Source organism: Rhizobium sp. KDH_Rht_773_N, from assembly GCF_052946295.1.
This window is the reverse complement of the sequence record NZ_CM129525.1, coordinates 1,146,520-1,167,982: the sequence shown is the minus strand read 5'-3', so window position 1 is coordinate 1,167,982 and position 21,463 is coordinate 1,146,520. Positions and strand designations below refer to the sequence as shown.

The window sequence follows — 21,463 nt, the reverse complement described above, 5'->3', positions numbered from 1 at the left end:
ACGTCAGTCCTCTAAAGGCAGGATCGCGATTTCGAACCAGTATTCCTTGAGCCGCTGGATGGCGGCGAACAGCCCGTCGAGATCGACCGGCTTCTGCACATAGGTATTGGCGCCGAGCGCATAGCAGCCCTCGATGTCGCGCTCGTCGTCCGATGTCGTGAGGATCACGACCGGGATCTTGCGCCAATGCGCGTTGGATTTGATCGCCTCCAGGGTCTTGCGCCCGTCGAGACCCGGCATGTTGAGGTCGAGCAGGATCAGGCCCGGTTTCGGCGCCATGGTGGCGAGCACGTCGAGCGCCTCCTGGCCGGAAGCGGCCCAGCGGATGGGGTTGCGCAGATTGGTGCGCTTGAAGGCGCGCATCGTCGCTTCGAAATCGTCCTCGCTGTCCTCGACGATGAGGATCGGTTGCATGTCACGCTGCAGCATTCTGGCCCTCGCGCTTCCTTCCCAAGGTAAAGTAGAACGTCGTGCCGGTGCCGACGGTTGACTCCAGCCATATCTCGCCATTGTGACGCCCGATGATCTTGCGCACGAAGGTAAGGCCCGCGCCGGTGCCGTCCTCGGAATCCTGCGATTTTTCCAGCCGTTTGAAAATGCGGAAAATATCCTCGTGGAATTCCTGGGCAATGCCCTTGCCGTTGTCCTTCACGTAAAAGACGTTGCGCGCCGTCGTCCCGTCCGTGCCGGCATAGCGTTCCAGATAGCCGACGCTGACGAGAGGGGCGGGCTTGTCGTTATATTTGATGGCGTTGGTCACGAGGTTGCGAAACACCTCGGTCAGGCGCGGAGCGTCGCACACGACCTCGGGCAGCACCCCGTCGACGACGACCTTTGCATGCCGCTCCTCCAGGAAAAGCTCCATCGTGGCAACGACATCGCGAACGATCGCGCCGATATCGGTGCGTTTGACGGCAAGCTGCTGGCGGCCGATGCGCGAGAAATAGAGAAGATCGTTGACGAGCTTTTCCATGCGCTGGCTGAGCCGGACCAGCCGGTTGAGCCGGCGCACGCCGTCTTCGTCGAGCTTGTCTTCGTAATCTTCCAGCAGGAAACGTGAGTGATTGTGCAGGCCGCGCAGCGGCTCCTTGAGATCGTGCGAGGCGATATAGGCGAACTCGTCGAGATCGTGGTTGGACCGTTCGAGATCGGCCGTATAGGCCTCGAGCTGGGCGAGCGTCGTCTTCATCCGCTCCTCCTGCCGCACGCGCTCGCTGATATCGCGCACGATGCCGACGAAAGTCTTGCTGGAGCCGGTAACGACGGCACTGACGGAAAGGTCGATCGGGAAAACCACGCCGTTCTTGCGGCGGCCGGAAACCATGCGCGTCGTGCCGATGATGCGTTCTTCGCCCGTGCGCCGGTAGTTGCCGAGATAGGTATCGTGCTCGGAATGATAGGGTTCCGGCATCAGCATCTTGATATTGTTGCCGATCGCCTCCTGCGGCGTATAGCCGAACATGGATTCGGCGGCCGGATTGAAGCTGGTGATCCTGCCGATCTCGTCGATGGCGATGACGGCATCGGGCGTATTGCGCACCAGCGCGCTGAAGCGGATGCGCTCGGTTTCCAGATGCTGGCTGTTGCGCATGAAATAGAAGACGAAAATGGCAACCAGCCAGAGCGTCGCTGCCGTGATCGAGCGGTTGGCGGCTTCCCGCCAATATTCGTTTTCGCCGTGGTTGACGGCGAAGAAGCCGAGCAGCAGCAGCACGGTGCAGACGAAGGCGAAGAGGATCGGCGCGTTGCGATTGCCGAACCAGAGCGCCGTCAGCACCAGCGGGACATAGAGAATGCCGTTTGCCACGCCGAGCGGCGTATAGAGATCGACGATGAGGCCGGTAAAGCAGATCGTTGCCGGGATCCAGAGCGGGATCTCAGCCCTGTTGCCCGGCAACATCCACCAGGACCTGGCGAGAAGCCCGCAACCGAAAGCAACCAGGCCGACGGCCGTCGGCAGGGCCATCGCCGCATAGGGCCCCCAGCGATATCCCTGTTCGGCATCGGTGATATAGCCGGCAAGCGCGATCATGCCGAGCGTGATTGCGATATAGCTGGTGAGCTCCTGCACGAGTTGGCCGCGGGTTTCTCTTGCATGGAGGGCGAAGAGAATGGAAAGATTGGCGATCAGGAAAATCAGCGCCGTGTTCGGCCCCATGCCGCCGCCGATCTCTCCGGCAAAGGTCGGAGAGACGAAAATCTGCGTCAGGAACACATCGACATTGTGCATCGAGCGGCCGAGCGTGACGATTTCTGTCAGGCGCCCGGCCGTAAGCAGGGCGGCAAGGCCGCAGGCGATTGCGGATATGCTGCGGTAAGGCTTGCCTGTCTGCGTCGACGCGGCAAGCCCGATACCCGACAGCACGAAACAGAGGGCGGTATTGAACGCCATGGACGGAAAGCCGGGCACGACGGAGATGATGATCCCGATCTCCAGCAGCCAGCCGGTCAGTGCCGTCAGGCCGAGCAGGACCAGCAGGCAGCCGACGACCAGCGCGACCATGCGGTAGCGGTCGCTTTCCGTGCCGTCTCGTCCTGATGTCGCAGCATCCCGCACCTCCATCACCTCTCCGCCATGTCCGTTTCGGCAAGCCATCTTTTCCGAAATTGCCGAATACTCAATAGGCAGATTGTTGCGCAAAACATGCTTTATGATAGCCAACTCCCCAAAGGTCGATATCGAATTTTAGCGAAGTGGCGTTAGTGTCTCCGTGAAGGACAGTGCAGAACGACCGCAACAATATCCGGATTTTGGTGTGCGATGCCGATCTTGTTTTACGTCGACGATAGCAGGGATGATCTCTTCTATCTCGATTATATTCGCAGGAAACAGCAGGTGGATGTCGATCTATTCTGCTTCTCCTCAGCACCTGCCGCATTCGAGGCGCTTGAGGCGCGCCTGGAAAAAGGTGAAGGCGCGCCGGACATAGTGATTGCGGACCTCTACATGCCCCTGGACAGCGGCAGCGCCTTGATCGCGCAACTGCGACGGGACGATCGCTTTTCGGCCGTGCGGCTCGGCGTCTGCAGCGGTTCGGATGCGGCGGAGGACCGGGAACGGGCCTTTGCCGCCGGCGCCGATTTCTACCTTGAGAAACCGCTGAATTTTACCGCAATCCTCGACAATCGATGACTGCCAGCGTGACCCGTGACCATTGCAGGACGGCCGCAGCGCGCCGGATACATGCAGGTCAGCGCAATTGACAAGCCCGGCAGCGCATTTCAGAATGCCGGCCGAAGAGAAGAAAACCAAAAAGCGCTGAGAGAGCCGTCCGATCCTGTTCGCCGCCACGAACGCCAGCCAACCCCTTAGCTGAATGGTTCGGCCGGCCCTCCCGCGCTTACTTCCGGCACTGTCTTCCGCATTCATGGATGTTGAATACGGAGAGATTGGCATACCTAGGTAAGAGCTACTGTTCGAGTAAACTGTCCTATGCATTACCTGTAGTTGAGATGTCTCCGCTTGCGATATCGAAACCCCCGTTTCGTTATCGGTCATCAACCGTCTCGCAATTTTTGTAATCGTTCGCGCCTAAGGCGTATATCCTAAGATTTCGGGATCGGCGGGTGAAAATCGGGGAGGAGGAAGAGTGGGAATGACCAGTGCTGCCGCGGTTCCCTTTCATGCCGGTCCGGAACTGAGCCGGGCCATCAATCGCACCGATTTCTTTCGCCTGCTGAAGGCGGCAGCCCAACATTACCATTTCGACAATTTCACCTTGGCGCGCATCTCGGAGGCGGCAGCCCCCTTTGGCGAACGCGACGTCGTCATTACCAATGTTGCAGAGCGGCGCATGGGCCTCTTCGTCAAGACGCTGAAGGAAGCGCTCGGGACGGCCAAGGCGCGGACGGCGCAGTTCCTGACGACGCCGGTGCATGGGAAAAGCGCGGCGATTGAAGGTTATCCGTCGGACCTCGTCTTCAACGAGTTCAGCGGCAACACATTCCTTTTCATCCCGCTGTTCACGCCGGAAGGGCGCCGCTACTGCCTGGTGCTCGGCGGCCAGCGCCAGGAGCCGGACCAGGGTGAGGTGGCCGATATTCTGCTCGATGCCATGCGCATCTTCGACAAGCTGTATGAGGAAATCCTGACGCAGGAAATGTCCGGTCGCCTCACGCAGCGCGAAACCGAAATCGTCAAGTGGACGAGCGAAGGCAAGACTTCCGCGGAGATCGCCATTATCCTCGGCCTTTCGGAACACACGGTCAATTCCCATATCACGGCCGCAGTGCGAAAACTCGATGCCGTCAATCGCGTTCATATGGTGGCGATTGCGCTGCGAAACGGCCTGGTTTCGTGAGCTGGTTTCATATTGGGGAAAGATGAAACGATGAGTGCGGAAGCAATGCGCAGGAATGCGGTGAAAGTATTGTTCGTCGATGACGAGTTCATCGAATTCCGTTCGCTCAAAAAGAAGATCGCCGAACTTTCCGAACCGCGCGTCGATGTCGAATATTCGCAATCGATCGGCGATGCGCTGGACAAGATAAGGGCGGCCCGCTTCGATCTCGTCCTCCTCGACAACCGCTTGCTGCCGAATGCGGATTTTCGCGAAACCGTGCCCGAACTCAGGGGCATCGGTTATACCGGCCCGATCGGCGTCGTCTCGACCGACATATCGGGCAACTATTTCCAGGAATTCCCCGATTACGGCGTCGATTTCCGCATCGGCAAGGACGAGATCGACGTCCAGACGCTGCAGCATATCATCCGGGAATACGTGACCTATGATGTCCCGGATTTCTGGAAGGACGATTACAGCATCTGACCCGGAAAGGCTCCGAGCCTCATGCCGGCAGGCGCATCGCAAAGCGGCTGCCGTTGTCGTCGGAATGCTCAAGCCGGATATCGCCGCCGAGCGCGGCGAGAAGTTCGCGCGTGCTCGTCAGGCCAAGCCCCGGGCCGGGCACGCTGCCTGCCTTGGGCAGTTTCCAGAAGGCGTCGAAAATCCTCTCCTGATGGGCCGGCTCGATGCCGCAGCCGTTATCGGCAACGACGATGCGCCAGTCAGCACCTTCCCGGACCGCCGTTGCGACGACATGCGGCGCTGCGGCGCCACGATATGCCAGCGCGTTGGAAAAAAGGTGCCGCAGAATGATGGTCAGAAGCGCCGCATCGCTGCGGATCAGGGGCAGGGCGTCCGCATCGAGTGCCGCGCCGCTGACGGGAAATTCCTCGATCGCCTGTTTCCAGGCCTCCTGCGCAACCTCGGCGAGCCGCACGTCGCCGATGGCGATCTGCGGCGTCGTGCCGGCGAGGCTCATCAATGCCCTGGTCAACCGCTGCGCCGTCTGCGCCTTATCCATGATCATCCTGAGGCTCTGCAGCTGTTCGCTGTCCAGCGTCGGTTCCAGGTCGTCGAGCAGCATTTCCGCATACATGGCGATGTGGCGCAGCGGCGATTGCAGGTCGTGAGAGGCGGTCGCGAGGAAGCGTTTGATGCGCTCCTCCTGATCGCTGGTGGAACCGGTTTCCGGCTTTTTCGACGTCGGGGTGGAAGACATGTGGCGGTGCTCCCGATCTCTTTGAACCGAACATAGAAAGAGGGCGCCGGTTCTGCAACCGGCGCCCTCTTCAAGTCGATGTCAGGCATTGCTTGTTCAGCTGGCCGACTTGCGCGGCTGGTCCGCGTCCGGCGGAATGATTTCCACGGCCGCATCGTTGGAGGCGGCGACCGCCTTGGCGTGGCGGCGGCGCCAGTCGCCGAGGAAGAGCAGGATCGGCGCTGCGATGAACACCGAGGATGCGGCGGCCACCAGAATGCCGAAGGCCATCGGCACCGCGAAGCTTTCCACCGCGCTGCCGCCCCAGATTGCCATCGGCAGCAGCGAGAGGAAGGCCGTCGCATTGGTATAGAGGCTTCGGGCCAGCGTCTCGTTGATCGACTTGTCGATGATCTCGCGCAGCGGCATCGACTTGTAGAGGCGCATGTTTTCGCGCATGCGGTCGTAGACGACCACCTTGTCGTTCACCGAGTAGCCGACCAGCGTCAGGATCGCCGCGATCGCCGTCAGGTTGAAGTCCAGCCCCGTCAGCGCGAAGAAGCCGATCGCCTTGGTCACGTCGAGAATGAGCGTGACGATGGCGCCGACCGCAAACGGCCATTCGAAGCGGTACCAGATATAGAACAGCATCGCGAGGCTGGCGATGACGACCGACAGGATACCGGCCCAGGCAAGCTCGCCGCTGACCTTCGGACCGATGACGTCGGTGCCGGTGACGGTCGCCGACGGGTCGATCTTGACAATCTCGGCCTTGAGTTTGGTGACGGCCGCGGTCTGCGCTTCTTCGCCGCCTTCCTGCCGCTGCGCGCGCACCAGCATCGTGTTGTTGTCGCCGAAGGACTGCAATGCCACTTCGCCGAGGCCGAGGCCGTTCAGGCCCTCGCGGAAGCGGCCGAGGTCGGCAGCGTCCTGCGTCTTCACCGACATCTGGATGCCGCCGCGGAAGTCGACGCCGTAGTTGAGGCCCGGATAGATGAAGAGGGCGATCGAGGCGATCGACAGCAGGGCGGAGACGGTCACGCCGAAGAAGCGCGCCTTCATGAACTGGATATGCTTGTCGTAGGGGCTGAAGAGGGGGAACAGCGGCTTGATGTTCAGCACCTTCAGCTTGCGGCGGCGGGTGATCTCGATCATCGTGACGCGCACGAAGGCGACCGAGGTGAACATCGAGATGATCAGGCCGAGCGCCATGGTCACGGCAAAGCCGCGAACCGGGCCGGAGCCGAACCAGAACAGGATGGCGGCGGCAATCAGCGCCGTCATGTTGCCGTCGATGATGGTCGAGTAGGCGCGGCGGAAGCCGGTATCGATCGCCGCAAAGGCGCTCTTGCCCTTGCGGGTTTCTTCGCGGATGCGCTCGTTGATCAGGACGTTCGCATCGACCGCAAGGCCGATGCCGAGCACGACGCCGGCAATACCGGGCAGTGTCAGCGTAGCGCCGACCAGCGTCAGCGCCGAGAAGGTCAGGATCGTGTGGATGAGAAGCGCGATATTGGCGAGAATGCCCCAGGTGCCGTAGAGCACGAGGATGAAGGCGGCGACGAGCACGAAGCCGACGACACCGGCATAGAGGCCCATCCTGATCGCATCCGCGCCGAGGTCGGCGCCGACGGTGCGTTCTTCGATGACGGTCAGCTTGGCGGGCAGGGCGCCGGCGCGCAGCATGGCGGCCAGCGTATTGGCGCTGTCGGTGGTGAAGTTGCCGGAGATCTGGCCCGAACCGCCGGTGATCGGCTCGCGGATGACAGGCGCGCTCAGCACCTTGTCGTCAAGCACGATCGCGAAGGGGTTGCCGACGTTCTGGCGGGTAATATCGGCAAAGCGGGTCGCGCCGGCGCTGTCGAAGCGGAAGGTAACGACCGGCTGCTGGCTCTGGTCGAAGCTGACGCGGGCATCCGAGAGGCGGTCGCCGGAAATCTCGACACGGTCGAGAACCGGGTAGCTGTTGCCCTCGTCATCCTTCATGATCGTCACACCCGGACCGGCCTGGCCGTTCGGGGCGAGCATGTGGAAGGACATCTTGGCGGTGGAGCCGAGGAGTTCGCGAAGGCGGGACGGATCCTGCGCGCCTGGAAGCTGGACGAGAATGCGGTTGGCGCCGATGCGCTGGATCGTCGGCTCGGCAACGCCGACCTGGTCGACGCGCTGGCGGATGACTTCAAGGCTCTGCGCCACGGCATTGTCGACGTTGGTGGAGATGCCGGCCGGCGAGAAGCCGATGGTGATGTTGCCGCCATCGGCCGTGACCGCAAGGTCGGACTGGCCGGCGCTGATGCCGCTGGCGATCACATTGCCGAGCGTGCGAAGCTGGGTGACGGCCGCGTCGCTCTGCGACGGATCGGCAAGCGAAACGACGATATTGTTGTTGTTACGCACAACCGACTTCGGCTGGATGTTCTTTTCGCGCAGCACGCGGCGCGCATCCTGCAGGAGCGAGTTCAGGCGCTCCTTGGTGAGGTCTGCTTCGTCCACCTCGAGCACGAGATGCGAGCCGCCGCGAAGGTCGAGGCCGAGGGAAACCTGGCTGTGCGGCAGCCAGGCGGGCAGGCGCTGCAGCACGCTTTGCGGCAATGCGTTCGGCAGGGCGATCAACAGGCCGAGCACGATGATCACCGTATAGGTGAACACCAGCCATGGTGAATTGCGCATATTTTAAATCCTTGGATAATGCTTGGGCCGGCGCAACCGCGCTGCGGCATGTCTATGGATCAGAAACGCCCGAAGGCTATGGGATTCAGGCAGCCTGCGGCGGCGCGCGCGGCTGCTGCGTCCGGGCTGCGGCAGGGTGCGGCGGCGCTTCGAATTCAGGCGCCGGCGTGGAGGCGCCCCAGCCGGCAAAGTGCAGCGCAGGAACAACGGCAAGCGCCGCCGGACCGGCATCCTGAAGCGTTTGTTTCGGCGCAGCCTTGCGGTCGCTGATCAGCAACCCGCGAATGGCGTCGCGCGCCGTTACCTGCGTCTGCTGCGTATCCCGGCTCGAAGAGGAGAGGCTGTTCGGCGCCGCGGACGGGCCGATGACGATATTGCCGCCGAAGAGCAGGCCGAGATAGGCAAGGATTGCAACGACGACGGAGGCGGCAATACGGCTAACCAGACGGCGCTGTTCCAGCTCCATCTCCCCAGTCCTGTCGATTTCACTCCCAAATCGGCTCAAAGGCGCGGCAATCTCTCATTCTTTTTCCGGCGGAGGCTCCACCGGCGGCTGGATTGTACCAGCCGAAGCTCCGTCTTCATAGGGTGCACTGTCATGATGCACTTGGGCCAGCCGGTCAACCATGCCAAGCGCAATTTCCCGCTCGCCCATGATGACGGTATCGGCGCCGTATTGCCGCAGTTCCTCCACTTCGGCATCGGAATGGGCGCGCGCGACGATCAGGATCGAGGGATTGACGGCGCGCCCCTGCTCGGCGATGCGGCAGGCCTCGAAGGCGTTGGGGATGGCGATGACGAGGCTGCGCGCACCGGCAAGATTGGCAAGATCGAGCGTTTCGCGGGTCACGGCATTGCCGGCAAGAACCTCGATTCCCTGCGCGTGCAGCTCGGCGACCCTCTTGTCGGAATCCTCGATGACGAGGAACGGCGTGCCCGATGACTTGAGGTTCTGGCCGACGATGCTGCCGACACGGCCGTAACCGACAAGGATGGCATGGCCGGCGAGCGCCGTCGGATGAGGCTCGTCTCCGTCGGGCAGCTCCTCCGTATGGCCGGGCGCGGCATCGGCCGCCGGGGCTGCCGGTTCCGCCGCCGGTTCTTCGCGCTTCGGGCTTTCGAGCAGCGGCCGCATACGGTCGCAGAGGAAGAACAGCAGCGGGTTGAGAATGATCGAGATGATCGCGCCGGCAAGGATGAGGTCGCGCCCCTCCTCCGGCAGCAGGCCGAGTTCGACGCCGAGCGCGGCCAGAATGAAGGAGAATTCGCCGATCTGCCCGAGGCTGGCCGAAATCGTCAGCGCCGTGCTGACCGGCTTTTTGAACAGCAGGACGATCAGGAAGGCGGCCACCGATTTGCCGATGACGATGATGAAAATGGTTGCAAGCACCGGCAACGGCCGCTCGATCAGGATATAGGGATCGAACAGCATGCCGACCGAGACGAAGAACAGCACGGCAAAGGCGTCGCGCAGCGGCAGGCTTTCCTGCGCGGCGCGATGGCTGAGTTCGCTTTCGGCGAGAACCATGCCGGCAAAGAAGGCGCCAAGCGCCAGCGAGACGCCGAAGAGCTTGGCCGCGCCGAAGGCAACCCCGAGCGCGATCGCCAGCACGCCGAGGCGGAAGAGTTCACGCGAGCCGGTATGGGCGATGCGGTGCATGGTCCAGGGAATGAGCTTGCGGCCGAAGACCAGCATGAGCGCGACGAAAAGCACCACCTTGACCAGCGTCATGGCGATAATGCCGCCGACGCCGAGATCGAGGCCGAGAAGCCGGTTGAGCCCCGCCGAAAGCGGCTCGACCGGGCCATGGCCGCCGCCGCTGATGCTGGCGGCGGCCGGGATCAGCACCAGCGCCAGAACCATCGCGAGGTCTTCGACGATCAGCCAGCCGACGGCGATGCGTCCGCGCTCGGTCTCGACCAGACGCCGCTCCTGCAGCGCTTTCAGGAGCACGACCGTCGAGGCGACGGAAAGCGCGAGCCCGAAGACGAGGCTGCCGCCCGTCGGCCATCCCATGAGCGCGCCGAGCCCCCAGCCGAGCAGGGTCGCAAAGCCGATCTGCGCGACCGCGCCCGGTACGGCGATGCCGCGCACCGAAAGCAGGTCCTTCAGCGAGAAATGCAGGCCGACGCCGAACATCAGCAGGATGACGCCGATCTCGGCAAGCTCGGGCGCGAGGCTCTGATCGGCGACGAAACCCGGCGTATGCGGGCCGGCGAGCACGCCTGCGACAAGATATCCCACGAGAGGCGGAAGACGCAGGCGATTGGCGATCGCCCCCAGGATAAATGCCAGCACGAGGCCTCCGACAATGGTCGAAATCAAAGGCGTATCGTGGGGCATCGCTCTCTCCCGATCTGGAAATCCCGTTCAAAACATGACATATATGATCTATATTGACCAATATGGGTGGTTTGGAAACATGGGTCAAGGCGCAAAACAGACAATTCTGACGCCCGCTTTGTGTCGGGCGGCCCGTGGCCTGCTCGATTGGACGCAGGCGGACCTAGCGGAGAAGGCCGCCGTCTCGCGCAGCACGATACGCGACTATGAGGGCCGCCACCACGAAATCCACCGCGCGACGGAGGCGCAGCTGCGCCTGGCCTTCGAGGAAGGCGGCGTGAAATTCATCGAAGTGGAGGGCGGCGGGACCGGCCTTTGCATGCCCGAGCCCGCGAACTGACCGGTTTTGACGCATGTCGCGCAAATCTGCGCAGCGGCTTTGCGTCCGCAATTGCCTGGGCGATGAAGCATTTCAGGCGATTCAATCCTCGCCGGAAATATTCTAGGGCCGCTTCAGGCAGGTGGCGTCGACCTTGTAGGCATAGATCGTCTTGCCCCGGTAATTGCCGTTTGCCGGCTGCCAGCTCTTCAGCAATTCCGGCGCCTCGCCGGCGCAGCTCAGCATATTGACCGTCACGAAGAGGACCGGCGCCTTCGTATCGGCCGGCAGGGCGAATTCCTGTTCGTAATAGCTCTCCGGCAGGTCGGCCGGCGCACGGGCGTAGATCTTGTAGGGGGCGGCTCTCAGCGTATGGAAGAGATCGGCGACCATGTCGCGGTTGTCGGTAACGATGATGCCGGCCCCGGCCTGCGCGGCAAGGTCGGCAGCCTGCCGGCTGACTTCGGCCCGGCCGAGATAGCGCTGCATGACTTCCTTGCCGCCGGGCAGCACCAGCTGGTGCGAGAAGATCGTCGCGAAGGGAAAGAGAAGGCAGGCGACGCCATTGATCCAGAGCGAGATCTTGAGACCGTTCGGCCACAGGCGCTGAAGCAGCCAGACCGCAAGCACGACGCCCGCCACATAGGCCGTGACGCCCCAATTGGCATAGGCCTTGGCGACGGTCGCCTGCAGGGTGATGAGCAGCACGACCGGGATCGACAGCCAGACGAGCATCTTCTCGCGCGGCTCGCTGCGGCCGCGAACCATGTTCCAGGCCGCCCAGAGCATGGCGAAGAAGACGATCGGGCCGACGACGCCGAACTGCGCGGAGAAGAATTCCAGCCCTGCGCCCACGTTGACGCCGAGATCGCTCCAGTGCGCGATATCCTGCGTGTGGCGCACGGTCGTATTGTTGTTTTGAAGGTTCCACCAGAGGTTCGGGAAGGCAACGACCGCGGACGTGACCACGGCAACGACGAAGTCGCGCACGCAGATGCGCGCCGCCGGAATGAGCAGCATGGCGATGGCGCCGCCCGGCACGAGGAAGAGCACGGCATATTTGGTCAGAAACGCCAGCCCGACGCCGGCACCCATGAGAAGCGCCAGCCCGATCGAGCGCCGTTGCGTCAGTTCGAAATAGGCAACGAGTGCAATGGCGATGAAGAAGAGCAGGATGACGTCGGTCGAGAAGAAGACCGAAGAAAGCGCAACCGCCGGCAGCGTGATATAGGTCGCGCCGACCCAGCCCTCGATCTCAGGCCCGACGAAGCGTTTTGCCATTTTCATCAGCACCAGCGCGGTCGCCAAATGGAAGAGCGGGCCGGGCAGCCGCAGCCAGTAGATGTCGCTGGAGCCGGCAAGCGCGGTGAAGATCCTCAGCACCCAGGCGATCATCGGCGGCTTGGAATAATAGCCGAAATCGGGATTTTGCGACCAGAACCAGTATTGCGCCTCGTCGACGAACAGGTCCGTCGTATCGAAATGCAAAGTCACGATGCGGAAGATCGTAAACGCCAGGATGATGATGAGGCCGGTCCGAGCTGACATAAATCCGTTACTTCCGCTGACACGAGGAGCGCGTGTCGATACACCAACGGTGCCGGGCTGCCAACGGGAAAGGTAGCGGGAGACGTAAGGCGCGCCGGCCCTTAAAAGACGCGAAGCGTGCGGTTGTCGCGGTGTGCCGCGATCGTATCGAGGAGGGTGATGGCCGCGGCGATCGCCAGCGCGATCAGGCAGGAACCCATTCCGAGAACAATCATTTCTCTTTCCTTGTCGACGTCATGTCAGGCGCTTGAAATCGGTTCTATAACATAGAGCTTGCGTGTGCCTTGTAGCAGCCATGCAACTCCGCGCCAGTATTTACTATGCGAAGTCTGCCTAATTGTTTCAAAAGCTTCAGGCGGGAATGGCTTATTAACCTTCAAGCAAGGAATTAACCATAAACATTGGATTACACGTCGGAATGGGAAGATGCACTCGTTCCCACCAGGCATGACGCCGTACCGCCGTACCGGGTCGATCCGGTATCCATCTCTTCAGGCAGCTCCGAAACAGAATTGCTGAGCAGGAGGCTTCAGCCCATCGGTCGTGACCGATGGCGAAGACAGTCTCCGTGCGTGGCGTTCTTCGGAAGCGTCAAAAGTTTTTGGCCGGGTTCGCCCGGAAAGTGGTTGGGGACAGGCGTTGAGGCAGGATTTGCCATCAGATCAGGCGCGTGGAGCACAGGCAGGCAGCCTGCGCGACCGCCTGCGCTTTGCCGGCCTCGACACCGAACAGTGCGAGATGGTCCGCCGCAACCGGCCGACGCTGGAAGCCCACCTGAAGGCGGGCCTGCGCGATCTCTTCCACCGTTTCCAGTCTTTCCCCGATGCCGCCCGCAATTTCGAAAGCGAGCGCCAGATCGAGCGCCTGCACGACCTGCAATCCTCGCATTGGGATGTGCTGACGGACGCGCGTTTCGACAGTCTCTATGCCGAGCGCGTCAAGGTTCTCTCCGATACCGAAAGCAAGATCGGCCTCGACCCGCGCTGGCATGTGGCCGGTCACGGCGTCATGCTGGAACATGTGATTTCCGGTCTGGCCGACGAACTGGCCGGCCGGCCGGTGCTGCCCTCGGCGAGGCGTCGCGCCCGTGAAATCACCGACCTGATGACATCGATCATCCGCATCGTGATGGTCGACGTCGAAATCGCCGTCTCCCTGCGCTTCAATTCGCTGCGCTCCCTCCAGCAGCGCGCGCTCGCCGACCAGCGCGCTCGGGGCGAAGCGGAAGTGGCCCGCATCTTCGGCGATGTCATCGAAGGGCTGTCGGCGCGTGACCTGACGCGGCGTGCGCCGCTCGATGGCGCGCATGCCGATATTGCCGAGGCGCTGAACGCGGCGCTTGACGGCCTTCAGGCCGAATTTGCCGCGATTGCCGAGCGCAACGCCAAGGCGGAAGCCGCGACGCAATCGCTTGCCGGCGCCTCGCGCAATTTCGCCGGCAACGCCACCGGCCAGGCAAATCGCCTGCAGCTTTCCGCCGCAGCCCTGGGCGGCATCGCCGAGCGCGTGCGTCAAGGCGCCGCCGGCAGCCGCGCCGCCGAACAGGCCGCCGCCGCAACGCGCGCCGCCGTCGAGGAAAGCGGCGAGGTCGTCGGCCGCGCCATATCGGCCATGGCCGATATCGAGCAGTCGGCCGAAAAGATCGGTCAGATCATCGGCGCCATCGACGACATCGCCTTCCAGACGAACCTGCTGGCGCTCAACGCCGGCATCGAGGCCGCGCGCGCCGGCGAATCCGGCCGCGGTTTTGCGGTCGTGGCACAGGAAGTCCGCGCGCTCGCCCAGCGCTCCGCCGAAGCTGCCCGCGAGATCAAGACGCTGGTGACGACCACAAAGACGCAGGTCGATGCCGGCGTGCAGATGGTCGGACGCACCCAGGATTCGATCGCCAGCATCGTCCGTCAGGTGACGGACATCAACGCCGCAATCGCCAATATCGCCCACGAGACGGGCGAGCACGCGGCCGGTCTTGAGGCCGTGACGGCCGACGTGAAGGGCCTCGGCGGCGAGGTGGCGGACAATGCCGGCCTTGCGGAGCGTTCGGCCGAAGGCGCCGATCACCTCCACACGGTCATTCTGGAACTCGGCCAGACGATCCGCGAATTCCGCATTGCCCGCGAAAACGCTTACGCGACACGGCCGCATCCGCCGCGCGTTTCCGAGCCTCGGCCGGTTGCGATCGCGGCGCGTCCGGAAACGGTCGAGGACGAATACGAGAATGACGATTTCAGCATGCCGTTGCCTCTCGCAAGCGCCGGAGGTGGGCGGAATGTTTACTAACCTATCGGATTATGACGTCGGCTCGCTTTCGCGGGTCGGGGACAAGGGAACAAGGAAAAGCTGATGGCAGCAAAGAAGAGTGCCAAGACGCTGAATTTGGCAGCGGTTCTTGATCTCAATGAGGCTTCCGCATTGCGCGACAAGCTTCTCTCCATGCGAGGTAACCCACTGGCGATCGATGCTTCGGCAGTCGAACGCATCGGCGCTCTTTGCGCCCAGGTTCTGATGGCCGCCGAGAAGACCTGGGACCAGGACAAGCAGTCGTTCACCTTCTCGAAGGTGTCCGACGCATTTCACAAAACCATGCAGCTGGTTGGCGTCGATATCGACCATCTGCTTGCCAAGGAGATCCGGCAATGAAGAAAAAAGTACTGACGGTGGACGATTCCCGCACCATCCGAAACATGCTTCTCGTGACGCTGAACAATGCGGGCTTCGAGACGATCCAGGCTGAAGACGGCGTTGAGGGCCTCGAAGTTCTCGAAGAGTCCAATCCCGACGTCATCGTCACCGACATCAACATGCCGCGCCTCGACGGCTTCGGCTTCATCGAAGGTGTCCGCCGCAACGAGAAATACCGTGCGATCCCGATCCTGGTCCTGACGACCGAAAGCGACGCGGAAAAGAAGAACCGCGCCCGCCAGGCCGGCGCCACCGGCTGGATCGTCAAGCCCTTCGACCCCGCCAAGCTCATTGATGCCATCGAGCGTGTAACCGCTTAAAACGCCCAGGATCTGCTCCTATGGATATGAACGAAATCAAAGAGATCTTTTTCCAGGAGTGCGAGGAACAGCTCGCCGAACTGGAATCCGGTCTCCTGAAAATGAATGATGGCGATCGCGACCCGGAAACCGTCAATGCGGTCTTCCGTGCGGTCCATTCGATCAAGGGCGGTGCCGGCGCCTTTGGCCTGGATGATCTCGTCGCCTTCGCCCACGTCTTTGAGACCACACTTGATTGCGTTCGTTCCAACAAGCTTGAGCCGACCCAGGACGTCCTGAAGGTGATGCTGAAGTCGGCCGACGTGCTCGCCGACCTGACCAACGCTGCCCGCGATGGCGGCAGCGTCGACGAAAGCAGAAGCCGCGGCCTCGTCAAGGAACTGGAAGCGCTTGCCCATGGCGAGCTGCCGTCTCCCTCGGCAGTTTCCGAGGCGCCCGCGCCGAAGCCGGCCCCGAAGGCCGCTCCCGCTCCGGCTGCTGCGGCCCCGGCTCCCGCGCCGACCGACGATAGCGGCTTCCAGCCGATCCCCTTCTCCTTCGACGATTTCGGCGGCGAAGAGAAGCCGGTCGATCTGCCGGCCTACGAAATCACCTTCAAGCCGCGCTTCGAACTCTATTCGAAGGGCAACGACGCCACGCTTCTTCTGCGCGACCTCTCCCGCCTCGGCGAGATGAGCATCTATTGCAACGCCGATGCCCTGCCGGGCCTCGAGGAGCTCGATCCGGAAGGCGCCTATTTCTTCTGGAACATCACGATCAAGACCGACAAGGGCGAAGACGCCATCCGCTCGGTCTTCGAATTTGCCGAATGGGATTGCGATCTGACCGTGAAGCCGGCAGAGGACAGCAAGCCGGGCGAGACCAATGACGAACTGCCGATGGTCCCGGTTCCGTTCGATCTTTCGATCCTGGACGAAGGCGGCGCCTCCGAAGCGCCGGCCGCTGCCCAGGCCAAGGCCGACGACACCGCTGCTGCCGTTGCCGCCGCTGAAACGGCGACCAACGTCACGCAGATGGCGGCTGCCGCCGCCCGTGTCGAAAAGAAGGAATCGGCTGCCGCCGCTGCCGCCGCAGCGGCCAGTGCTGCGGCCCAGAACAATGCCGCTGCCAGCGCCGGCCAGACCATCCGCGTCGATCTCGACCGCGTCGACCGCCTGATCAACCTCGTGGGCGAGCTTGTCATCAACCAGGCGATGCTTTCCCAGAGCGTCATCGAAAACGATACGACCGGCACGTCCTCCATCAACATGGGCCTCGAAGAGCTGCAGCAGCTCACGCGCGAGATCCAGGACTCGGTCATGGCGATCCGCGCCCAGCCGGTGAAGCCGGTCTTCCAGCGCATGTCGCGTATCGTTCGCGAAATCGCCGACATGACCGGCAAGTCGATCCGCCTGATTACCGAAGGTGAAAACACCGAAGTGGACAAGACGGTCATCGACAAGCTGGCCGAGCCGCTGACGCACATGATCCGCAACGCCGTCGACCACGGTATCGAAACGCCCGAAAAGCGCGCCGCTGCCGGCAAGAACACCGAAGGCACGGTCCGCCTGACGGCAAAGCACCGTTCGGGCCGCATCCTGATCGAACTCGCCGACGACGGCGCCGGCATCAACCGCGAAAAGGTCCGCCAGAAGGCGATCGCCAACGAGCTGATCTCGCCCGACGCCAACCTGTCGGATGAGGAAATCGACAACCTGATCTTCCTGCCGGGCTTCTCCACGGCCGACAAGATCTCCGACATTTCCGGCCGCGGCGTCGGCATGGACGTCGTCAAGCGCTCGATCCAGGCGCTCGGCGGCCGCATCAACATCACCTCGAAGCCGGGCCAGGGCTCGGTCTTCACCATGAGCCTGCCGCTGACGCTCGCCGTTCTCGACGGCATGGTGGTCACGGTCGCCGGCCAGACCCTTGTCGTGCCGCTGACGGCCATCGTCGAAACCCTGCAGCCGGAAGCCGCGTCGATCCATTCCTTCGGCGCCAACCATCGCCTGATCTCGATCCGCAACTCCTTCTGCCCGCTGGTCGATGTCGGTCGTATCCTGAACTTCCGCGCCACCCAGGCCAATCCGGTCGAAGGTGTCGCCCTTCTCGTCGAATCCGAAGGCGGCGGTCAGCGCGCGCTCATGGTCGATGCGATCCAGGGCCAGCGCCAGGTCGTCATCAAGAGCCTCGAGGCGAACTACACCCACGTCCCGGGCATCGCCGCTGCAACCATTCTGGGCGATGGCCGCGTGGCCCTCATCCTGGACGTGGACGCAGTCGTCGGCGCCTCGCGCGGTCAGTCGCTCAAGGCGGAAATGTCTCTGGCGGCAGTAGGATAAGAGGCGATGTCGTACACGGCAAAAAATCTGACCCTGGGCGGAAACGAGCTTATCGCATTTCGCATCGGCGATCAGGAATTCTGCGTGAACATCATGGCGGTCCGCGAAATCCGGGGCTGGACCCCGGCGACCGCGATGCCGCACTCGCCGTCCTATATGATCGGCGTCATCAACCTGCGTGGTGCGGTGCTGCCGATCATCGACCTGTCGGCCCGGCTCGGCATGAAGCCGGTCGATCCGACCGCGCGTCACGTCATCATCGTCGCCCAGGTCCGCCGCAAGACGGTGGGCCTGCTGGTCGATGCGGTTTCCGACATTCTGACCGTCACCGACGCGGACATCCAGCCGACGCCCGAAGTGTCCTCCGACCTTCAGCGTCAGTTCGCCCGCGGCATTCTCTCGATCGAGAAGCGAATGATCTGCCTGATCGAACTTGAAGCCCTGTTCCCCGAGACCGAAAGCGAAGCCGCATGAATGCACTTGGCCTAAAAGATCAGAGGCAGCCCGGTGCCGACGAGGTTCTGGCGAGCGGCGAGTATCCGCTGACGCGCCGCGACCTCTCGGAAATCGCTGCAATGATCTATTCGGATGCAGGGATCTATCTGAACGAGACGAAGGCCTCGCTGGTCTACTCGCGTCTGTCGAAACACATCCGCAATCTCGGCCTTTCGGGATTTCGCGAATATTGCGATCTCGTTGCCTCGCCGGCAGGCGCTGCCGCCCGGCGCGAGATGCTGTCGCACCTGACGACAAACTTCACGCGCTTCTTCCGCGAAAACCACCATTTCGAGCACCTGCGCGACCATGTTCTGCCCGATCTCCTGAACCGGGCGCGCGCCGGCGGCCGCGTGCGGATCTGGTCGGCTGCGTCCTCGGACGGGCAGGAGCCCTATTCGATCGCGCTGACCGTTCTGTCGATGATGCCGAACATCGCCGACTACGACTTCAAGATTCTCGCAACCGACATCGATCCGAAGATCCTGGCGATCGCCCGCACCGGCGCCTATGACGAAAACGCGCTGGAGACCGTCTCGCCCGCCATGCGTAAGCAATGGTTTACCGAGGTCGAGATGCAGGGACGCCGCAAGTTCCAGGTCGACGACCGCGTGAAGCGCCTGATCACCTACAACGAACTGAACCTGATGGCGCAATGGCCGTTCAAGGGCAAGTTCGACGTCATCTTCTGTCGCAACGTCGTCATCTATTTCGACGAGCCGACGCAGATGAAGATCTGGCAGCGCTTCGCCGGCCTGCTGCCGGAAGGCGGTTATCTCTATATCGGCCACTCCGAGCGCGTCTCGGGCGAGGCCAAGCACGTCTTCGACAATGTCGGTATCACCACCTATCGCTATACGACCAAGGGTATCGGGAGGAAGGCATGAGCGCTCCGGCAAGAGTTCTCGTCGTTGACGACTCGCCGACCATGCGCGGCCTGATTTCGGCCGTCCTGAGTTCGGATCCCGAAGTCAGCGTCATCGGCCAGGCCGGCGACGCCCTGGAGGCGCGCGAGGCGATCAAGCGGCTGAACCCGGACGTCGTCACGCTCGATATCGAGATGCCGAACATGAACGGCCTCGATTTCCTCGAAAAGATCATGCGGCTGCGGCCCATGCCCGTCATCATGGTCTCGACCATGACGCATCGCGGCGCGGAGGCGACGCTTGCAGCCCTCGAAATCGGCGCTTTCGATTGCGTCGGCAAACCGCAGCCGGGCGAACCGCGCCCCTTCGGCGACCTCGTCGAGAAGGTGAAGGCGGCCGCCCGCACGCAGCGCAATTTCGGGCAGCCGGCCAAGCCTGCCGCCGTCACGCCGCCGCCCGCCGTCGCCGACTTCCGCGTCGGCCGCAAGATCGTGGCGATCGGTTCGTCGACCGGCGGCGTGGAGGCCCTGATCGCCGTGCTGCAGAAATTCCCGGCGAACTGCCCGCCGACCGTCATCACCCAGCATATGCCGCCGACCTTCACCAAGAGCTTTGCCGAACGGCTGAACCGCCTGTGTGCGCCGGTGGTGGAAGAAGCGACCGACGGCGCGCGTCTGGAGATCGGCAAGGTCTATCTGGCGCCCGGCGGCGAACGTCATCTGCAGGTCGCCAACGTATCGGCGCCCTGCTGCCGGCTGGTCGACCGGGGGCCGGTCAACGGCCATCGCCCGTCGGTCGACGTGCTCTTCGATTCGGTTGCCGAGCTCGCCGGACGCAATGCTGTCGGGGTGATCCTCACCGGCATGGGTCGCGATGGGGCTGCCGGACTGTTAAAAATGCGACACGCAGGGGCCAGAACGCTCGGCCAGAACGAAAAAACCTGCGTTGTTTACGGAATGCCAAGAGTTGCCTACGAACTTGGCGCAGTTGAGCAGCAGCTCCCGCTTGCTGCTATCGGCGAAGAGATACTGAAAATGACAGCCGCCCGAAAGGAAGGGACCGAATAATGTCGATCGCGGAGAAAATCAAAGTTCTGATCGTTGACGATCAGGTTACGAGCCGCCTGCTGCTCAGCGACGCGCTGACGCAGCTCGGCTTCAAGCAGATCACCTCTGCCGGTGACGGCGAGCAGGGTATGAAGATCATGGCGGAGCAGCCGCACCACCTCGTGATCTCGGACTTCAACATGCCGAAGATGGATGGCATCGGCTTCCTGCAGGCCGTTCGCAGCAACCCCAACACCAAGAAGGCTGCATTCATCATCCTCACGGCACAGGGCGACCGCGCGCTGGTGACGAAAGCTGCCCAGCTCGGGGCAAACAACGTCCTGGCAAAGCCCTTCACCATCGAAAAGATGAAAGCGGCTATCGAAGCCGTGTTTGGAGCCCTGAAATGATCACTGAGGGTACGGCCCGTCGCGTACACATCATCCAGGGTGAATACAAGGTCCTGAGCGATCCGGATGCGGTGCTCACGACCATCCTTGGCTCGTGCGTGGCAGCCTGCCTCAGAGATCCCGTCGCTGGTGTCGGCGGCATGAACCACTTCCTGCTGCCGGGGACAGGCAACACCCCGATGACCGGCGGCGATGCCACGCGATACGGCGTGCATCTCATGGAACTGCTGATCAACGGCCTACTGAAACAGGGCGCCCGGCGTGACCGGCTGGAGGCCAAGATATTCGGAGGCGCGAAGACGATCTCGACGTTCTCGAACGTCGGCGAGCAGAACGCGGCCTTCGCCGTGCAGTTCCTTCGGGATGAAGGCATTCCGGTGGTCGGCTCCAGCACCGGCGGAGAGCATGGACGCAAGATCGAATATTGGCCGGTTTCCGGCCGTGCCCGGCAATACCCGCTGACCGGTGCCGAAACGCAGCGAACCGTCGCTCTCGAACAGCGTCCCGCCGCTCCGCAGAAGCCCGCCGAAACCAGTATCGAATTCTTTTAATGGCGAGGATTTTTATATGACTTTTACACCGATTATCGAGCCGCCGTCGCCGGTTGAGGCGCTGAGCGACATATTGATGCGCATTGTTTCCGAGCTTCACGACGTCGCCTACCTCATCGAACGGATCGAACCCCAGCTGCTCGAACTGGGCGGCACGGAAATCCTGAACTCTCCCGACAGCATGAAGGTGATGCAGGGCATCGATCTTGCCGTGCAGAAATCGCGCGGTCTGGCCGAATTCATCGACACCATCACCGGTGAAATCCCGCAGAGCTGGTCGATCGACGTCGCCACCGCACTTAGCCTCGTCAAGCTTGCCGAAATGCAGAAGGCGCTCGGCGGCGGTACCCGTCACGGCCATTCCCAGCCGCTCAGCAAGGCTGCCGGCGACTTCGATTTCTTCTGAT

At 62.5% G+C, this 21,463-nt stretch carries 21 protein-coding genes; 14 read left to right on the top strand and 7 right to left on the bottom strand.

Annotated elements, in window-relative coordinates; genetic code table 11:
* Positions 1-3 precede the first annotated feature (3 nt).
* Together ACU8HS_RS05945 and ACU8HS_RS05940 are read right to left on the bottom strand one after the other, a co-directional pair.
* Complete coding sequence (locus ACU8HS_RS05945; RefSeq protein WP_112566857.1) at positions 4-429, bottom strand: response regulator; 426 nt, start codon at positions 427-429, stop codon at positions 4-6.
* On the bottom strand, positions 416-2,563 hold the full coding sequence (locus ACU8HS_RS05940; protein ID WP_447015551.1) for a sensor histidine kinase: 2,148 nt from the start codon (positions 2,561-2,563) through the stop codon (positions 416-418). Before ACU8HS_RS05940 ends, ACU8HS_RS05945 begins: the two co-directional genes overlap by 14 nt.
* Before the next feature lie 198 nt (positions 2,564-2,761).
* Between ACU8HS_RS05940 and ACU8HS_RS05935 the strand changes: the two genes are divergently transcribed.
* The 3 genes from ACU8HS_RS05935 to ACU8HS_RS05925 all read left to right on the top strand — a co-directional run bounded on the left by ACU8HS_RS05935 (position 2,762) and on the right by ACU8HS_RS05925 (position 4,769).
* Entirely contained in the window at positions 2,762-3,133 is a 372-nt protein-coding gene (locus ACU8HS_RS05935) for a response regulator (protein WP_112704576.1), read from the top strand.
* 463 nt (positions 3,134-3,596) lie between these two features.
* On the top strand, positions 3,597-4,301 hold the full coding sequence (locus tag ACU8HS_RS05930; protein ID WP_112754755.1) for a helix-turn-helix domain-containing protein: 705 nt from the start codon (positions 3,597-3,599) through the stop codon (positions 4,299-4,301).
* A 30-nt stretch (positions 4,302-4,331) separates the two neighbouring features.
* The gene (locus ACU8HS_RS05925) at positions 4,332-4,769 is read left to right on the top strand and encodes a response regulator (RefSeq protein ID WP_112566845.1); all 438 of its coding nucleotides are present in this window, start codon (positions 4,332-4,334) and stop codon (positions 4,767-4,769) included.
* A gap of 19 nt (positions 4,770-4,788) precedes the next feature.
* On the opposite strand, the gene ACU8HS_RS05920 is transcribed toward ACU8HS_RS05925, so the two are convergent.
* The 4 genes from ACU8HS_RS05920 to ybaL all read right to left on the bottom strand — a co-directional run bounded on the left by ACU8HS_RS05920 (position 4,789) and on the right by ybaL (position 10,498).
* Complete coding sequence (locus tag ACU8HS_RS05920) at positions 4,789-5,505, bottom strand: sensor histidine kinase (protein ID WP_447015550.1); 717 nt, start codon at positions 5,503-5,505, stop codon at positions 4,789-4,791.
* A gap of 96 nt (positions 5,506-5,601) precedes the next feature.
* Positions 5,602-8,154 (bottom strand): protein translocase subunit SecD, encoded by a 2,553-nt coding sequence (secD, locus tag ACU8HS_RS05915; RefSeq protein ID WP_112754758.1) that lies wholly within the window; start codon positions 8,152-8,154, stop codon positions 5,602-5,604.
* Positions 8,155-8,239: 85 nt separating this feature from the next.
* Positions 8,240-8,620, bottom strand: a complete 381-nt coding sequence (locus ACU8HS_RS05910; protein WP_447015549.1) for a hypothetical protein — start codon at positions 8,618-8,620, stop codon at positions 8,240-8,242.
* A gap of 54 nt (positions 8,621-8,674) precedes the next feature.
* The gene (gene ybaL, locus ACU8HS_RS05905; RefSeq protein ID WP_447015548.1) at positions 8,675-10,498 is read right to left on the bottom strand and encodes a YbaL family putative K(+) efflux transporter; all 1,824 of its coding nucleotides are present in this window, start codon (positions 10,496-10,498) and stop codon (positions 8,675-8,677) included.
* A 34-nt stretch (positions 10,499-10,532) separates the two neighbouring features.
* Between ybaL and ACU8HS_RS05900 the strand changes: the two genes are divergently transcribed.
* Positions 10,533-10,838 (top strand): helix-turn-helix domain-containing protein, encoded by a 306-nt coding sequence (locus tag ACU8HS_RS05900; RefSeq protein ID WP_112753749.1) that lies wholly within the window; start codon positions 10,533-10,535, stop codon positions 10,836-10,838.
* Positions 10,839-10,940: 102 nt separating this feature from the next.
* On the opposite strand, the gene ACU8HS_RS05895 is transcribed toward ACU8HS_RS05900, so the two are convergent.
* Positions 10,941-12,365: an ArnT family glycosyltransferase gene (locus ACU8HS_RS05895; protein ID WP_377313406.1), complete on the bottom strand. Its 1,425-nt coding sequence runs from the start codon at positions 12,363-12,365 to the stop codon at positions 10,941-10,943.
* A 639-nt stretch (positions 12,366-13,004) separates the two neighbouring features.
* Between ACU8HS_RS05895 and ACU8HS_RS05890 the strand changes: the two genes are divergently transcribed.
* The 10 genes from ACU8HS_RS05890 (at position 13,005) to cheT (ending at position 21,462) form a co-directional block, all read left to right on the top strand.
* Positions 13,005-14,645: a globin-coupled sensor protein gene (locus tag ACU8HS_RS05890; protein ID WP_377313404.1), complete on the top strand. Its 1,641-nt coding sequence runs from the start codon at positions 13,005-13,007 to the stop codon at positions 14,643-14,645.
* Between the two features lie 63 nt (positions 14,646-14,708).
* Positions 14,709-15,005, top strand: a complete 297-nt coding sequence (locus ACU8HS_RS05885; protein ID WP_112566822.1) for an STAS domain-containing protein — start codon at positions 14,709-14,711, stop codon at positions 15,003-15,005.
* Positions 15,002-15,367 (top strand): chemotaxis response regulator CheY1, encoded by a 366-nt coding sequence (gene cheY1, locus ACU8HS_RS05880; RefSeq protein ID WP_003570362.1) that lies wholly within the window; start codon positions 15,002-15,004, stop codon positions 15,365-15,367. The genes ACU8HS_RS05885 and cheY1 overlap by 4 nt, the downstream gene beginning before the upstream one ends.
* A 20-nt stretch (positions 15,368-15,387) precedes the next feature.
* Positions 15,388-17,688, top strand: a complete 2,301-nt coding sequence (locus ACU8HS_RS05875) for a chemotaxis protein CheA (protein ID WP_112566819.1) — start codon at positions 15,388-15,390, stop codon at positions 17,686-17,688.
* Between the two features lie 6 nt (positions 17,689-17,694).
* A complete protein-coding gene (locus ACU8HS_RS05870; protein WP_112566816.1) occupies positions 17,695-18,162 on the top strand; it encodes a chemotaxis protein CheW in 468 nt (155 codons plus the stop codon).
* A complete protein-coding gene (cheR, locus tag ACU8HS_RS05865; RefSeq protein WP_112566813.1) occupies positions 18,159-19,070 on the top strand; it encodes a protein-glutamate O-methyltransferase CheR in 912 nt (303 codons plus the stop codon). The genes ACU8HS_RS05870 and cheR overlap by 4 nt, the downstream gene beginning before the upstream one ends.
* A complete protein-coding gene (gene cheB / locus ACU8HS_RS05860; protein WP_112566810.1) occupies positions 19,067-20,116 on the top strand; it encodes a protein-glutamate O-methylesterase CheB in 1,050 nt (349 codons plus the stop codon). The genes cheR and cheB overlap by 4 nt, the downstream gene beginning before the upstream one ends.
* Positions 20,116-20,505: a response regulator gene (locus ACU8HS_RS05855; RefSeq protein WP_007816129.1), complete on the top strand. Its 390-nt coding sequence runs from the start codon at positions 20,116-20,118 to the stop codon at positions 20,503-20,505. The genes cheB and ACU8HS_RS05855 overlap by 1 nt, the downstream gene beginning before the upstream one ends.
* On the top strand, positions 20,502-21,056 hold the full coding sequence (cheD, locus tag ACU8HS_RS05850; protein ID WP_112566807.1) for a chemoreceptor glutamine deamidase CheD: 555 nt from the start codon (positions 20,502-20,504) through the stop codon (positions 21,054-21,056). The genes ACU8HS_RS05855 and cheD overlap by 4 nt, the downstream gene beginning before the upstream one ends.
* Before the next feature lie 16 nt (positions 21,057-21,072).
* Positions 21,073-21,462: a chemotaxis protein CheT gene (gene cheT / locus ACU8HS_RS05845; RefSeq protein WP_112566803.1), complete on the top strand. Its 390-nt coding sequence runs from the start codon at positions 21,073-21,075 to the stop codon at positions 21,460-21,462.
* Position 21,463 lies beyond the last annotated feature (1 nt).